This window comes from Sulfurimonas sp., from assembly GCF_034005705.1.
GTDB lineage: Bacteria > Campylobacterota > Campylobacteria > Campylobacterales > Sulfurimonadaceae > Sulfurimonas.
In genome coordinates this window covers 63,561-79,465 of the sequence record NZ_JAVEUF010000002.1, presented here as the reverse complement: position 1 = coordinate 79,465, position 15,905 = coordinate 63,561, and the positions used below count along the sequence as shown (strand labels likewise).

At 37.1% G+C, this 15,905-nt stretch carries 18 protein-coding genes; 15 read left to right on the top strand and 3 right to left on the bottom strand.

All coding sequences use genetic code 11. The annotated features are described in order from the left end of the window. Positions 1 to 91: 91 nt before the first annotated feature. Positions 92 to 1,645 (bottom strand): AAA family ATPase, encoded by a 1,554-nt coding sequence (locus tag RBR61_RS01870; RefSeq protein WP_320341809.1) that lies wholly within the window; start codon positions 1,643 to 1,645, stop codon positions 92 to 94. A 346-nt stretch (positions 1,646 to 1,991) separates the two neighbouring features. On the opposite strand from RBR61_RS01870, the gene RBR61_RS01865 reads away from it, so the two are divergent. The 14 genes from RBR61_RS01865 (at position 1,992) to RBR61_RS01800 (ending at position 13,109) form a co-directional block, all read left to right on the top strand. Beyond that, a complete protein-coding gene (locus RBR61_RS01865; RefSeq protein ID WP_320341808.1) occupies positions 1,992 to 5,081 on the top strand; it encodes a hypothetical protein in 3,090 nt (1,029 codons plus the stop codon). Between the two features lie 187 nt (positions 5,082 to 5,268). Continuing rightward, the gene (locus RBR61_RS01860; protein WP_320341807.1) at positions 5,269 to 5,547 is read left to right on the top strand and encodes a transposase; all 279 of its coding nucleotides are present in this window, start codon (positions 5,269 to 5,271) and stop codon (positions 5,545 to 5,547) included. A gap of 354 nt (positions 5,548 to 5,901) precedes the next feature. Next, positions 5,902 to 7,050: a site-specific integrase gene (locus tag RBR61_RS01855; protein ID WP_320341806.1), complete on the top strand. Its 1,149-nt coding sequence runs from the start codon at positions 5,902 to 5,904 to the stop codon at positions 7,048 to 7,050. A 40-nt stretch (positions 7,051 to 7,090) separates the two neighbouring features. Further along, positions 7,091 to 7,405, top strand: coding sequence for a type II toxin-antitoxin system RelE/ParE family toxin (locus RBR61_RS01850; RefSeq protein WP_320341805.1), 315 nt, complete (start codon positions 7,091 to 7,093; stop codon positions 7,403 to 7,405). Then, positions 7,383 to 7,661, top strand: a complete 279-nt coding sequence (locus RBR61_RS01845; RefSeq protein WP_320341804.1) for an addiction module antidote protein — start codon at positions 7,383 to 7,385, stop codon at positions 7,659 to 7,661. The genes RBR61_RS01850 and RBR61_RS01845 overlap by 23 nt, the downstream gene beginning before the upstream one ends. A gap of 813 nt (positions 7,662 to 8,474) precedes the next feature. Then, the gene (locus RBR61_RS01840; RefSeq protein WP_320341803.1) at positions 8,475 to 9,125 is read left to right on the top strand and encodes a hypothetical protein; all 651 of its coding nucleotides are present in this window, start codon (positions 8,475 to 8,477) and stop codon (positions 9,123 to 9,125) included. 606 nt (positions 9,126 to 9,731) lie between these two features. Beyond that, positions 9,732 to 10,271: an antirestriction protein ArdA gene (locus RBR61_RS01835; protein ID WP_320341802.1), complete on the top strand. Its 540-nt coding sequence runs from the start codon at positions 9,732 to 9,734 to the stop codon at positions 10,269 to 10,271. Positions 10,272 to 10,282: 11 nt separating this feature from the next. Beyond that, complete coding sequence (locus RBR61_RS01830) at positions 10,283 to 10,426, top strand: hypothetical protein (RefSeq protein ID WP_320341801.1); 144 nt, start codon at positions 10,283 to 10,285, stop codon at positions 10,424 to 10,426. A gap of 79 nt (positions 10,427 to 10,505) precedes the next feature. Continuing rightward, the gene (locus tag RBR61_RS01825) at positions 10,506 to 11,093 is read left to right on the top strand and encodes a siphovirus Gp157 family protein (RefSeq protein ID WP_320341800.1); all 588 of its coding nucleotides are present in this window, start codon (positions 10,506 to 10,508) and stop codon (positions 11,091 to 11,093) included. Next, positions 11,093 to 11,386 carry a hypothetical protein gene (locus tag RBR61_RS01820; protein ID WP_320341799.1) on the top strand — a complete coding sequence of 98 codons (294 nt, stop codon included), beginning with the start codon at positions 11,093 to 11,095 and terminating at the stop codon, positions 11,384 to 11,386. The genes RBR61_RS01825 and RBR61_RS01820 overlap by 1 nt, the downstream gene beginning before the upstream one ends. Next, positions 11,376 to 11,873 (top strand): hypothetical protein, encoded by a 498-nt coding sequence (locus RBR61_RS01815; protein WP_320341798.1) that lies wholly within the window; start codon positions 11,376 to 11,378, stop codon positions 11,871 to 11,873. The genes RBR61_RS01820 and RBR61_RS01815 overlap by 11 nt, the downstream gene beginning before the upstream one ends. Beyond that, a complete protein-coding gene (locus tag RBR61_RS01810) occupies positions 11,857 to 12,051 on the top strand; it encodes a hypothetical protein (RefSeq protein ID WP_320341797.1) in 195 nt (64 codons plus the stop codon). Before RBR61_RS01815 ends, RBR61_RS01810 begins: the two co-directional genes overlap by 17 nt. 1 nt (position 12,052) lies before the next feature. After that, positions 12,053 to 12,316: a sigma factor-like helix-turn-helix DNA-binding protein gene (locus RBR61_RS01805; protein WP_320341796.1), complete on the top strand. Its 264-nt coding sequence runs from the start codon at positions 12,053 to 12,055 to the stop codon at positions 12,314 to 12,316. Positions 12,317 to 12,506: 190 nt separating this feature from the next. Further along, positions 12,507 to 13,109 (top strand): site-specific integrase, encoded by a 603-nt coding sequence (locus tag RBR61_RS01800; RefSeq protein ID WP_320341795.1) that lies wholly within the window; start codon positions 12,507 to 12,509, stop codon positions 13,107 to 13,109. 3 nt (positions 13,110 to 13,112) lie between these two features. Here RBR61_RS01800 and RBR61_RS01795 read toward each other — a convergent pair whose 3' ends face one another. Continuing rightward, complete coding sequence (locus RBR61_RS01795; protein ID WP_320341794.1) at positions 13,113 to 13,382, bottom strand: type II toxin-antitoxin system YafQ family toxin; 270 nt, start codon at positions 13,380 to 13,382, stop codon at positions 13,113 to 13,115. Positions 13,383 to 13,385: 3 nt separating this feature from the next. Further along, entirely contained in the window at positions 13,386 to 13,643 is a 258-nt protein-coding gene (locus RBR61_RS01790) for a type II toxin-antitoxin system RelB/DinJ family antitoxin (protein WP_320341793.1), read from the bottom strand. Positions 13,644 to 13,796: 153 nt separating this feature from the next. On the opposite strand from RBR61_RS01790, the gene RBR61_RS01785 reads away from it, so the two are divergent. Further along, on the top strand, positions 13,797 to 15,899 hold the full coding sequence (locus RBR61_RS01785; RefSeq protein WP_320341792.1) for a hypothetical protein: 2,103 nt from the start codon (positions 13,797 to 13,799) through the stop codon (positions 15,897 to 15,899). Positions 15,900 to 15,905 lie beyond the last annotated feature (6 nt).

The window sequence follows — 15,905 nt, the reverse complement described above, 5'->3', positions numbered from 1 at the left end:
AGTGGGCTTCCACTCTGGCACTGTTTAAATAAACTATTTTTTTCTTTTAAATCAAACAATGAAATTTTAAAGATCGTAATAAGACTAATAGTTATGACTGGTATTTTTCCCACTCAAACTTAGATACATTTCGTTTGTTCGTATCAAAGTCTATACCAACTAAATAGATATCTTTATTTTGATTTGTATATCCCAAAGCATAATTGTTATCTTTTATCTGCTGTAGTGCATCTCCTTTGCCATCAACTTTAAATTCTATTATATAGATATTCTTATCTGTAATGATAGTTAAATCTATTCTACCTTCACTCTTTGCATCTTCACCTATAATTTGGAATCCTAATGATTGTAAATAGATAAAGATTACACTTGCATAAAACCCCTCATATTGAGCTATTTTACTGCTTGTGTAGTTTTGGTGGGGAATTGTTGCAAACATTGAAGTGATAGAAGACTCAAACTGCTTTATATCTGCATCTTCTAGTGCTTGATAAATAGTGTTTTGGATATTAAGTCTTTTAGTTGTATCAGTGGATGTAATAAAATCAATGATATGATCACTCAACGATTGTGCTACCTCTTTATTTGGAACTTTAAGATGATAAAGCAATCCACCTCTTGCTTGGTTTGTGACTTTATCAATTGTTAAGTATCCACTTTGATACAGTATCACTTCTAAATCAAGATTATCTATATCAAAACTATCAAGTATTTTTTCATCTACTTTTATATTAGTTAGATTAGGTAAGAAGTAGTTGTTTTTTTCTATAAGCTTCATTAAGAATGTAGGAGTTCCAGTTGAAAACCAATAGTTGCTATATTGAAAGTCATTGTCTATAAACAACAATATATCAAAAGGATTGTACATATCACTTCCTAAGAAGTTGTAGCCATTGTACCAGCTTTTTAATTCTTGCATATCAACACCATCTAAATAAGGCTTAAATGTTGTTTCTACATCGTTTTGAGAGTAGCCACAAATATCTCCATATTGTTTTTGTAAGCTAATGTCTTTCAAGTTATTAAGCCCACTAAATAATGAAGTCTTAGTAAATTTACTAACCCCTGTAAGAAAGGCAAACTTGATATACTCATCACTTCCTTTTATAACGCTATAAAGATTAACTAATCCATCTCTAACACTTTTTGCAATTGTAGGTTCATCAATATTATCTAAGATTGGCTTGTCGTATTCATCTACTAAGATTACTACATTTTGATTATATTTTTGTCTTGCTTTAATAATAAGGTCTCTGAAACAAATATCAGTAGAGTCTATATCTTTACATTCTATACCAAGAGAGTGTTGATTTTCTTCTAAAATAGATATGATTTTTTTATCTAGTTGTTCTCTACTATCTATTCTACCATTAGCAAAGCTAATAGTAATTACAGGATAGCTAACATCCCAATCCCATTTATCTTCAATAGCTAAGCCTTTGAATAGCTCTTTTTTAGCTTCAAAGATGTTTCTAAGTGTATCTAGGAATAAAGACTTTCCAAATCTTCTAGGGCGTGCAAGAAACGCATAACGATAACTTTCAATAAGATTAAATGCTATATCTGTTTTATCAACATAGACATAATCATCTTTTCTTATATCGCTAAAAGTTTGAATACCAATAGGTAACTTCTTTAATTGCACTATATCCCTTTCTTAATTTGTAGAGTTTTAAATAGTGATTATTATACCAAAATTAACCTCTAAATCATCTCAAATACATTTTTAAACACCTTTCAACTAGCTTAAAAACACACCATCTTGCCAACAATATGCCAGCCAATTTTTCAGTACAATTTCCCTTAGTATAGAGCTTCATAGAGTGCCATTCATTCATTTTTTAATTCATTATCTGCCAGCTATATGCCAGCAAAAAAATTAAGCTAAAAATTACTAAGAGAGTATAAAACTTTCATATCCTCGTATTTAAGGGCTTTATAGATGTAAAAAAGAGCTAAAATCACTCTTTTTTTAGATTAGTGGCACTGGAATGTTAACTACAGGTATCGATAATGCTCCAACATTTACTGGTGGTGCTGGTAATGATACTTATACGGCTGTACTTGATGATGATGGTACAAATAATAACTCAACTTGGACAGCACTTGATACACTAGATGGTGGCGCTGGTAATGATACATTAACTATAAACAGTATATCTACTGCAGGAAACGATGTAGTTGATTTAAGTATTGGATCAATTTCTAATATTGAGACAATCAACATTAAAGCTGTTGAAGATATTGGTGCTACTGCTAATGCAGCTTCAGCAGTTGACTTTTCAGCTATCTCTGGATTAAATACTGTTAATGTTACAAAAGCAAAAGATATTAATGTAAAATTAAGTAGTACACAAGATATTAATGTTTCAGGTGTTACTCAAAAAACAACTATTGATGGTGGTGAAGATGTAGTAGTTACACAAAAGTTGGCTGATGCTACTACTTCAGGTATTCAGATAAACAATGCTAAAAATGTAACTATTACTGCTACAGATTCTGATACAACAGCTACTGCTACTTTAGGAATTAATGTTGGTGCTGCTGCTGCAACTGCTGCAACTGGTACAGTTGATATTACTTCTACAGGTAAAGCGTACGCTGCTGCAGCTTCTCTTGACTTAGAAGATATAGTAGTGTATGGTGGAACATCTGTTAATATTACACAAATAGCTACAAGTGATGATTCTGCTGCTGCTACAGATAGTTCAGCTGGTACTACTGATCAAGGTAGTATAACAGTTAATACAACTGATAATACAACAGACATTACAATTACACAAGATGCTGCGGTTACAGCTGTAAATGCAGCGAATACAACAGGTGCAGTAACTGAAACAGTAAGTGTTAAATTTGGAGCTTTAAAAGCTAATGACAAATTAACTATTGAAACAACATCTAATAATATAATTGATGCAACAGAATTTACTGTAACAGCTCTTGAAGATATGACAGCTGAGGAAGTAGCACAAGCATTTGCTAACTTAATTAATGATGCAGCACATGGAACTACAGTACCTGCAGGTGATACTCAAGGTTCTGTTGCTTTAACAAAAGCAGAATATACAGGTGTAATTTCAAATTGGACAACAGGTTCTGCAAGTGGTGATACTGTAGTATTCACAAGTAATACTGCAAACAATACTGCAACGGATATAGATTTCTATTTAACAAATACATCTACAAATTCAGTTGCTCCAATTCCTACAACAACTCAAGGTAAAGCTAATGATGCAACTTTAGCTGGTGGTGTAATGGGAATTACTGCTGGTGTTGTTACAATTGCTGCTGGTACTACAGCTGCGGCTCTTACGACGGTTACAATTGATAGCTATGGTGCAGGTTCAGCTATTACTGGTACAGCTTCTGCTCTAGAAACTATCAACTTGTCTAATGGTGGAGCATTCACAGTGTCTGATACTGCTGATACAGTAACATTAAATGTAGAAAATGTAACAGGTGCGGTAACATTTACGGCACAGCCAGTGACTTTAAATGTAAATTCTATTGGAGATAACTCAGGTGTAGTTGCAGCTGCAACAACAACTACTCTTAATGTATCTGGTACTGGTACATTGACATCAAGTGGTAGCTTAGCTGCTGTAGAAACTATTACGGTAACTGAAACAGCAGGACTTAATTTAACAAGTGCTACTTTAACAGCGTTAGAGTCTGTAACTACAACAGGGACTACTGGAACAGTAACAGTTACTATCGTTGGTACTCAAGCAACATATACAGGTGGTGCTGGAGTTGATAATGTTACTGTAAGTAATGCTGGTACAGCAATAACTAAAGCAATTGATCTTGGTGCAGGTGATGATAAACTGACTTTAGGTGGAGGTTCTGTAGTAGTTCCTACATCTGAATTAAAAGGTGGTGATGGTACAGATACACTTTCTATTGATGCAGCAAGTATTCTAACTTCAGCACTTTCAGGTGCAACAACTTTTGCAGCTAAACTAAACAGCTTTGAAAGATTAGAGATTACTGGTGCAACAGGAACTCAAGCTATTGATGTTGCTAATTTAGGGTTTGATGATTATGTAACTGTAGCTGGTATTACAAACTCTGGTACTGACGTATTAACACTTAATAATCTTGCAAATAATGCTATTGTTATTGTTAACGCAGCTATTGCTGATGGTTTAACAACTGTTATAAAAGATGCAGATGATGCTACTTTAGGTACAGCTGATGTTCTTAACTTAGAAGTTACAAATGAGCAAACAATCGCTGCTGCTACTTTAACTGCTGCTGATATTGAGACTGTTAACTTAACTGTAACAGATGTATATACAGATGCAAATGATGATGACATTGATGATAATGATGCAACTCATACATTAACATTTAAAGCTAATACTGCTACTACATTAAATATTGATGGTACTGCAGGGCTAACTTTAACTTTAGATGCAGCTACAACTAAACTTGTTACAATAGATGCCTCTGATATGACTGATGGTGGATTAGAAGTAAAAGCTAATGGTTCAGTTGCTATGACAATAACTGGTGGAGCTGGTGCAGATAAGATTACTGCTTCAACAGGAGCAACAGCTAAAGCTGATGTTATTGATGGTGGTGCAGGTAATGATATTATTATCTCTGGTACAAATGGTGCTTCATTGACTGGTGGAGAAGGTAATGACTTATTCATTCTTGGTGCAACTGCAGCTACTACAGGTACTAAAGAAACTAATACATATGCAAGTATTAAGGATTTCAAAGCTGGAGATATAATTCAATTTGCGTTCTTTAATGATGATTCTAATGGAGACAACTCTGCAGTTCACGGTGTTGCTGATCAAGCAATCGGAGCAATTGGTGACTTCACTAAGCTAGCTGCGTCATTAAATCAATCAACTGCAAGCTTTAGTGATTTTGCAAATGCTGCTATACTAGAAGCAGGTACAGGTGAAGCTGTATGGTTCTCGTTTAATGGTAACTCATATGTTGTGGTTGATAGTGATACAAACTCTACATCATTTACAAATGGTGAGGATTTAGTTATTGAAATTGTTGGTGTAGATTTAACTAATGCTTCATTCAACTCTGATTACGGTACAATCACACTGTAATTTTAGAAATCGCATAATCCTAGATTATCAATTTCTTAAAAGCCAAAAGCTTTAAGCCTCACTCCTCCGAAAGAGGGTGGGGCTTTTTTCGTTCTACTCTCTTTACATGTAACAAAAAAAGGTGTCAGGCACCTAAATAGGAATAAAACTTAATATAAAATTAAATATAATTATACTACAATACCACATGCCAAGAAAAGAACGATACCAAGAACCAGGACACTATCATATCATCAACCGCGGAGTAGAGCGAAGATCTATCTATTTGGAACCAGAAGATTATGAGTTCTTTTTAGATTTATTGCTCAAACTTACCAAAGAGTATGAGATTACTATACACGCTTTTTGTCTTATGACAAATCATTATCATCTTCTTTTTAAAAAAAGGGGTGTCAGCCACCATTTTGAAACTTTTCTTAATTTTTCCTTTCTTCTTCTTTTTTGCTACAATCACTCTAAACCCTAAACCCACTCTAACCATTACCCAAACCATTATCGTCAATCCTAGAGCTTCCTACAGCTTAACTCTATCTTAAATCCAAACATAAGAAACAGCTTAAAATTCATACATTCTGCCGGTAATACGCCGGTAGGTTTTAACTACTAGAACCACTGCTAGAAGGGCATTTTAAGAACTTTATTTTTACGGTTATCACATAATTTCTTGCCGGTTATATGCCGGTAGCATTTTTTACTATGCCTTGTTTGTATAGCTTTTTCTTATATGTTGAAATTTCTCTAAAATTCTTTACTTTTACCACTTGCCGATACCTTTTTTCTCACTTATCATTGCATTAACAATTATCCTAAAGGAGTCTTTATGCCAAATATTACCAAGTCATTTGTAAGAGCTGCAAAATGTGAAGAAGGAAAAAGCAAACAGGAATATTACGATAATGAACTCAAAGGCTTTATGTTAGAAGTCAAGTCCAATAACCGTAAAACCTTCTATCTCAGAGTTACATCACCTGATGGCTCTCGTAAATCCATCAAGATAGCAGATGCCACACTCTTAGACGCAGATGCTGCTAGAACCAAGGCCCTCAAACTAAAACGCTCCATAGAAGAGGGCAAAGACGTCATCATAGATACCCCAGAGACACAGCAGCAAGCTCCAACCCTAGAAGAGTTCTACAATGAGTACTATCTTCCCTATGTCCAAAAACACGTCAAGAGCTTTGAGGCAAACCGCTCTCTATTTAAGAACCATATTCTCCCAGTTCTAGGTAAGATTCCTATGAATGAGATAAAAAAACTCCAAGTGATGAAACTCCACTCCGATATGCTCCATAAAAAGAAACTAGCTCCTGCCACTGCCAATAAAACCCTTATCTTCATCTCTCATGCCTACAACCTAGCAAAAGAGTTAGAACTAGAAGGTATAGAAGAGAACCCTGCTAGTGGAGTAAAACCATTTGAAGAGAACAACGCAAGAGAGAGATACTTAACTAAGAAAGAGGCAAAGAAGCTTCTAATAGCGGTCCATGAGAGCGAAAACAAGCATCTCAAATACATAATCCAAATGCTCATCTTAACAGGAGCAAGAAGAGGAGAAGTCCTAAAAGCCAGATGGCGAGATTTCGACGAAGTACAGATGAGCTGGACTATCCCTACATCTAAAAACGGTAAAAAGAGAATCCTACCACTTACACCCAAGCTCTATGAACTCTATAAGTCCATTCCAAAAGAGTCAAACACTTATCTCTTCACATCACCTAAAACAAAGAAGCCCTATATTACAATATTTAACAGCTGGAACACAGCAAGAATCAAAGCAGGACTACCTGAAGTAAGAATCCACGATCTCAGACACAGCTATGCCTCAGCGCTTGTAAATGCAGGAAGAAGCCTCTACGAAGTCCAAACCCTACTAGGACACTCCACAGCCTCAGTAACTCAAAGATACTCGCACCTCTCCAACGAAAGCCTGATGAATGCAGCCTCTTGTGCTGGGAAGTTGTTGGGGTGAAATGCTTGACAACTTAGTATCTAAAAGGATACAATAACTTATGTATTTAATAAGACAGACAGAAATATTTTCAAAGTGGCTACATAAGCTAAAAGATGTGTCGGGTAAAGTTTCAATTATCCGTAGAATAGAGAGAATTAAGAGCGGTAACTTTGGAGATAGTAAATCTGTAGGTGATGAAGTATTTGAACTTAGGATTACTACGGGACCTGGATATAGAGTCTATTATACCAAGAGAGATGATGAGATTGTCATACTGCTTCTAGGTGGAGATAAGTCCACTCAAAGCAAAGATATACTCAAAGCAAAACAGATAAAAGAGGAGCTAAAAGATGAGCAATTTAACTACATTTGATGTATCAGAGTACCTAGATAGTAAAGAGATGATAGCAGAATATCTCTCTCAAGTACTCGCAGAGGGTAACTTAGATGAACTCTTAGAAGCTATGGGCAATATAGCAAAAGCCAAAGGAATGGCTCAGATAGCTAAAGATACAGGATTAGGTAGAGAAAGCCTCTACAAAACATTCCAACCAGGTTCTAAACCTAGATTTGAGACTGTTATGAAAGTGCTTGATAGTTTGGGTGTAAAATTGCAAGCTACCCCATAAGATACCGTGAAGGGAGGAAGAGCCAACCGAACATACAAGTGTATCGTATAGAGATTATGGCCGTAAAGACACTATCGCCTAAGGGCGATTCAGCTATTTATTTCGTTACACTGTTTGTCAGGCTACGCTTCGCTCCGCACTGAAAACAGGTATCCGACATAAAGCCGCTGACCGGTCTTGACAACCATAACTCTAACGATGGATGTTCGTAACGGTTGGACTCTTTAAGCCCTCTCCTTCACTATGATGATAAAATAAAACCAACAACCACCCCAGCTATAGTAACGGAGCAACTGCCATCAAGCCAGCTTTCACGGTTCTGCGTAATGAGCGTAGCGAATGTAGCAGGTTCTGAAAGTGGTGCAGATGATAGCAGTTGCGCGGAACGATAAACCCTCGGTAGAGAAATAGAATAATTAATAATTCATTCTCTCTCTCCACTCTTTAACATAGTTAACCACTCTTAACCATAGTTTAATCTAAGCCTTGTAGTACAGGAGTGTTCTAGAGTTATCTGGTAGTTTATATTTCAGATTTATGATAGCTAATATATTTATATGAAAAAATAGTGTTTTTATTATGGTTATATATGACTATGTATGATAAGTGATGATTAAGAATGGTTTTGATATAATTTTATATACGAAATATTTAGTTAGGCTTTACCAAGTGCCTTCTGTTTATAAGTTACGCTTCCTTTGTGGAGGCTTAACTAAATGTTTTAGTGTGATGAGTTATAAACAGAGAAACTTGGTAACTTCCTCTCATAGCTCCTCGTAAAAGTATTAAAGCAAATTCAATATACCGCTTAACATGGAAAAGAAAAGTCCAAGAACAAAACAAATGAGTCCTAAGGAAAGAGCATATAGAAAGAAGTATGTGGCTGAGTTTAATCCTGCTAATCCTACATCCAGTCTATCTGAACACATTAACAACTTTAATCTACCTAAAAGTGGTTACTTAAATAAAACTACGAGAGGTAAGGCATTGTCAGCCCTTACATCAGACGAACTAGATTATATAGCTTACAGATGTGAACAGTGCCCATCGGATTTAAAGTTAGTGGCACATATGCAGTACTACATACTATGGTATAAAGACGAGGTGTCAGTATCAGATGACCCAGAAGATATTAAGATCTATATAGATACTTTCAAAGAAGACTTTACTGATACAGATATAAGTTTTCTGCGGGCATCAATAGATTTACAGGATGATATGCCTACTGCCACTACTAATGTACTATCGGCTTCTATTGACACAGTAGATGATAGCATATCAACTATAGTAGATATGGTTGAAGAATCTGCGGTAATTAAAGAATCAGAATCTGTATATAAAAGGTCATTCCCTAAGAATGAGAAACTTTCATCTGACAAGCCTAAAAAAGTAGTAATATGTAGGCATTGTGGAACAGAAAAGTCAAGTATTTTTACGAAATGTACAAACTGCGATAAAAAATAAAGTAAGTCTAGAGTCTCCTGTAGGATTATACGAGGGATATTCGAGTAAGGATATTCAACTAAGCCTGAATTAATATTGTCATATCCTCTTTCATAGCTTCTTCATTTTCAATTATTACAATTATTATATCGAAATAGTGTATTGTAAATAAAAAAGGTGACTATGCTTATAAAACTACCAAATTTGAAAACCTTAAGATACCCTAAAACATAAGAAAAATTAATTTAGGTGTAATACCTAAAGACAACACTGCTTAAATACCCTAAAGAGACCCTTTATAATAAATTACAGTTTAACATCTAGTTTGTACTAATAACAATCCTCAAAATATCCACGAAAACAGCATCATTTGGTCTGCCAGCTTTAGAATACTTCCTTCCTTAAAAGTACAAATAACCCTCCCCCCATCTTACACAAAAAGAATTTTACACCTAGCCCTTCATCAAGGGGAAATATCCTGAAGCACAGAGTTATTGTCACATCAATAGTTGTCTGGTTTGGGATAGCTACGCTCATTTGCGTACCCAGACCTAGCTCTAGTATAAGGAGGAAAAAAACCTGCGTTGCTGTTACAGCCAATCAATTAAAAAATACAAAGGAAAAAAAATGTTAGAGATATACCTCACAGACCTACAGGCGTACAACGAAGGACATTTAGTTGGTAAGTGGATACGACTTCCACTTGCTCCATTTGAACTTGCACAAGCACTCTCAGAAGTACTTTGTGAAGGTGAAGCGATATGCCATACAGACAACCACGAAGAGTACTTTATAACTGATTATGACTGGCTCGATAACGAAGCATTCTTTCATATCGATGAGTATGAAGATATCTACGCTCTCAATGAAAAACTCCAGATTATAGAGGAGCAAGCGCCCGATAAACAGAGTGTCATAGCATTTCTTCTGCATGAAAACTTAGCCGCAGACCTAGAGGATGCTATAGCCAAAGTAGATGATGTCATAGTCCATAAAAACCAAACGATGGAGGATATCGCTTATGAGGTGATGCAAGAGCTCTACGGAGCAGACCTGCTTCCAAGCATAATAGCTAACCACATTGATTATGAGGGTATCGGCAGAGAGTTTGAGATGGATGGAAACTACTATGAGTATGGCAGTGATATCTATGAGTATGTAGGGTAAAGGAGTAGAAAATGGAAAAGGTAAAAGAGTTTTACTACAAGGCACTAGAAGAGAGTTTTACATGGGACTTTGGATATGAAGAGTATCTCAGAGACAATAGCTCACAACCAACAGAGTTTGATATAGAGCAGATGGAGCAAGAGTTCATTTCATAAAGAGCTCAAGCTTCATCCAAACAAACAACCGCACTATAGCAAATAATCCAAACTATGACAACCCCAAAGGAGCATAAAGATGAAGACAACTAGATATAAGTTCGAACAACTAGTTCAAGAGGTAAAAGAAGATACAAAAAGTTGGCTCAGAGATGAGTTTAAAAGCATCCTAGAGTCAGAGAAGGATTATACTCGCAAGTGTGATTATATTGGCTTTAGCATAGCTTCAATTGACGATAAAGTAGCATCCCTAGATGAAGAGATACAGGAGCTTCAAGAGTTAAAGAAGAAGCTCAAGTCTGCTAAAGAGATAGCACTCACAACAGGAGCAGAACTCTTCGCAGAGTATGGCATAGAGAAACTAGAGGGTGCTGGAATATCAAGCATAACATTAACCAAAGAGTCCACCAAATCTAAAACTACTCTTGAAGTGCTCGATGAAGAAGCACTCATAAAACTAGGGTACTTCACTCTAGCTCTTGACGAAGAGGCTGTAATCGAAGCGTTAAGTACCCAAGAAGAGCTAGAAATCCTGAGTCAATACGCAAGGTTACATAGGGTTGAAACTACCTCTACAGCTAAGCTACGAGTCAATAAACGAAGAGTAGCCGTGAATAGTACTTTAGCGGCAGTGACAACTAGCTCATTAGAGACAAAGGCATCATAATGAGTGAAAAACATACAGTAGAAAAAAGCGACAAAGTGGAGATGGTGTTTATTGATAAAAATGGGAGGTATACCGCCTCATATGAAGATGGTGATTTAGTGGGCATATATATGGCTTCTAGCTCTGATGTGCCAGAGGAACTTGATTTTACATTTGAAAACACTATCAATAACCTTAATAGTTTGGGATATAACGATACCAATAGGATGAACACTTTCACGTTTGTCCTACCCAGCGATGATGATCCAGTCACAAGATTTGAGTTTATAAAAGGAGATAGCTATGAGTGCTAAAGAGCTCCTAGAAGCAGATGAGATTATAGAGTTTGATGCAGATACTGGAGAGATACTAGTTACTGGAAGCTATAGTGACTTTACCAAAGTACAACAGACAAAGATAAAGGCTCTTAGGCTTTTATCTAGCAATGACTTTGTAATGATAAATGGCGTATGGGAGGCTAAGAGAGATGCACTCTTAAAGATACTGACATCTCTACCTCTTAGCTATAGCTGGAAGATACAAAAGAACATCGTAAATGAGCAGTTCGCCCAAGTCAATGCAACCCTTAGCGTTCAAAATGGCAAAGTGATTAAAGTAGCAGATGCTGTAGGGATATGTGAGATTGGTGAACTCAAAGGCAATGGCGGACTTCACTTTATGAATGCAAGAGCTGAGACAAGAGCACTCAAGCGTGCCATAGAGACGCTCTTTGGTTCAGTCATAAACTACTATGTGGTGAACTATTTAGTTATAGGAGGTAACTATGCAAACCCTAGATAAAAGAGACAAGCTCACAAAGACGCAGCTGCTCTACCTAGTTCAAGAGGCAAAGAGAAGCTTTAGAGGGTGGAGCAGGGAAGGGTTGGAGTTCTTGCTGCAAACTAAAGACCTCAAAGCAGAACTAAAAAGAGAGTGCAGAAAAGCCGTAGCAAAACTCTCACTCCAGAGAGGGAGATAAGATGCCAGAACTGAGCAAAGAACAAAAACATCAAATCCTACAGCTCCTCTTAGAGTGTCATGCAGATATCGACAGGATACATCAAAGAATAGACGAGCTTCAGCTTCAAGAATGCACCTTTAGCTTAAGAGAGATATCAAGAGTACTGCATATCAGTAAAGAGCGAGTAAGACAGCTCGAAGTAAAAGCACTTAAGAAGTTAAGAGCAGCTGCCAATGATAATGAACTACAAGAGTATCTCTATAAAAGAGGAGATGATACATAGAAAAAAAGAGCAGCAGCGTTCTTAGACGCTTGCCGCTTCTTTATATCTGATGTAGGATTTTACAACCTAATAAATGGACATAGTTTATTAGGTTTCCCACAATATAGGGATTAAAAGGCACTTATTCAAACTAGTCGGTAAAGCGACATTATAAAATGCCTCTAAATAAGCATAGATTATAAGGATGAAGATGAAAAAAAGTAAATCCATAAAACGGATAAAAGAGAACATCACGGAGCAGGAGTATAAAAAGCTAATGGCAGGAGTGAGAGGGGATGAGATATTAAAGCCTCATACTAAACGCAATCTACTTGCTGCATTTACTATTCTCTACTTCACAGGGTTACGACTCAATGAGGTTCAAGAGTTGTGCTTAAGGAATTTAGCAGAGCTTATAGATGCTGGTTCTACGAAGCTCGTTCTCTCTAAAACTAAAAATGAGAGAAAGCTCTTTGCTGGAGAGGAGTTTAAAAAGCAGCTCAAGAAATTGCTACTATTGTATGGTGCGGAACTAGATAAGAGCGAGAGAGTGATAGTAAAAGGGAGCTCTAAAAACAGGCATGCAGGAATAAACCCTATAGTATTTATAGCTCAGGTAAATGGTGTGATGAAATCTATTCTAGGAGAGGGCTACACAAGCCATAGCTTCAGACAAGGGCTAATAACAGAGATGGGAAGCAGAGGGATAAATACGAAGATAATAAGCAAGTTCATAGGTCATAGCGATGTTAAAACGACTATGAGGTATATTCAGCCTACAGATGAAGATGTAAGGGGTGCTATGGTGAGATAAAGGTTATTTGAAAAGTTGCGAATGTGAACCAATGCGGACGAGTTGAAGCTCATTTAGTGCTATATCAATTTTATAGATGAGTAGCAAATCTGGTTTAATATGGCACTCCATAGAGCCCTTATAGTTTCCAATCAGCTGATGATTTTTATGTCTTTCTTCTAAATCTCCGTTGTTGACAAGAATCGTGAGAATATGTTTTAGTTTTTCTTTGTCATCGTTATTTAGTTTTTTAAAATCAACTTTAAAGCTGCTGGTACGAAAGATTGAAAACATAGATTAGTTCTCTAAATCATCGAACAAATCATCGATACTTGAAAATGTTTTTCCATCTTTTTTTTCTAGCTCATTCAAAGCTTTTAGGGTTTGCTCAGAAGGGAGCTTGACTTCAAAAGGTAATCCTTTTTGTAGCCTCACTTGTTGTAAAAAAAGAGTAATGGCTTGTGTCATGTTTAATCCCAAAGCACTCAACATCTGCTCAGTCTCACTCTTTAGTGTCGGCTCAATTCTAGCGTGAATCATAATACTTTTACTCATAACCAATCTCCTTGACTTTTCTATTCATTATTGTATCTCATTTGATATACAAAAGTCAATACTTCATATAGTTTACTTAACAGAACTGCAGATGTAGAAGGTGCTGCTTATTGGGAAGATCAATTAACAGCAGGAAGTGTTACAGTTGCACAATTGATCCAAGCAGTTACAAATGCTGCTACTGAAGAAGTTGACGGTGTTGCAGTACATGCAACAGACAAAGCTATCGTTGATAACAAGAGTGCTGTTTCTCAGTACTGTTACGATAACGATATCAACCTTACTGATATAAATCTTGCTGCAGTTACTGATGACACTGCAACGGTTACTACTGCAATTGCTGCGGTTGATGCTGCAAGTATTGATGGTACAACTTTCATGTTGACTACAGGTCTTGCTGATTTAGAAGCTGCTAATAGTGCATTAACTGCATTCTTAGTAACAGCTGATGGTGACGATGATGCAACTACAACTGCTACAACTACTAGTGTAACTGCTGCTCAAACTGCTGCTGTAACTGCTGTAGATAATCTTGTAACAGGTGATTATACTACTGCCTCTACAAATGTAAGAGCTGCATTATTATCTGACCAACAAACTGTTAACGCTACAGCTTTAACAACTGCAAATACTGCATTAACAACTGCTACGGCAAATGTAGCTGCGGTAAGTGGTTTATCAGCTGCTATCGCTACGCTTAACTCTGCAAATGATGCTGTAACTGCTGCAACTGCTGCTGTATCATCTACTTCAACAATTGTAGCTACTTTAACTGGTGCACTTGCTGCATACAACACAGCAAATACTTCTGCTGTAACTGTAGCTGCTAATGGTACTGTAACGGGTCTTATCGTTGAAAACGCAACTACAGGACTTTTAGAGTTAGCTACTGGTATCACAGAAACTACAAACCCTGGTATCACTGCACTTTTAAATGCAAGTCAAGCAAAAGAGACTGGTGATGAGGCATTGGTTGATGCAACTGCTGCTGCAGCTTCTGCTTTAGAAGTAGTAAATAACCTAGACCTTAACACTGCTGCAACCACTGCTATAGAAGCTGTTGGTGCTGGTATGACTGTTGTAACGCCTGCTGATGTAGACGCTCCTACAACTGCTGAGATTGCTCAAGAAACTGCTGGTTTAGCTGCACTTGCTACTACGGCTCAAGCTACATTAGATGCTGCTATTGCTGCTGCTGCTCTAACTCAAGCTGATTTAGTTGCTGCTACAACTGCTGATACTACTGCAGATGCACAAGTGACTACTGACACAACAGCTGTGACAACTGCTGCAACTAATTTAGCAACTGCTGTGACAAATGCTGATGTGGTAGTTCTTGCTACTGGTGGTACTGTTGATGCTGGTACTATTGTTATGGCAGATGATGGAACGGCTACAGCAACTGTTGATTCGGGTACTCCTATTACACTGTTACAACTAAATGCCACTACTGGTGCAGTTGAAATAGGTGCAGGACTTGTTGCTGATGCTGGCGGTCTAGTAGCTGCTCTTATTGCTGCTTCTCAAGCAAAAGAAGATGCTGATGCTGACCTTGTTGTTTCAACTGCTGCTGCTGCTCTAACTCAAGCTGATTTAGATGCTGCTACAACTGCTGACGATGCTGCAGATGCTGCCGTAACTGCTGCTACAACTGCTGATACTGCTGCTGATACTGCTGTAACTGATTTTGCTGCACTTGTAGCTACATACACTGCTGCTGCTGCAACAAATCCTTTAACAACTGCATTAGCTACTGCTGAAGCAGGTGTTGAAACAGCACAAGATGATATCGATGATTTAGCTGAAGCTGTAGCTGATTTAGATGCTGCAACAGCTCTTGTAACTGAAATGACAGAACTTCAAGATGCTATCACAGCTGCACAAGATGCATTTACAGATAACGATTTTGCTGCTCCAGTAACTTTAACAACTGGAACAAACTATGCAACAGCTGCAGACGACATCTTTTTAATTGATGATGCAGTTGCTACATCTACAATTGCTAACTTCAACCTTTTGGGTGCAGATACTCTATACATCGGTACAGATTTCACATTCAATGATGGTGTATTGGCTGACGATGGCGACAATGCTGTTTTAGAAGTATTCTTAAGCGAAGTTGCTGGAAACGCTGTAATCACTATGGAGTCAGAAGTATTTAGTTCAAACTCTACTGATGCAGAAGTTGTTATCACACTAACTGGTGTTGATATGGCTGATGTAACTATTGCTAACGGTTTCGTTACAGTAGCGTAATCCAAC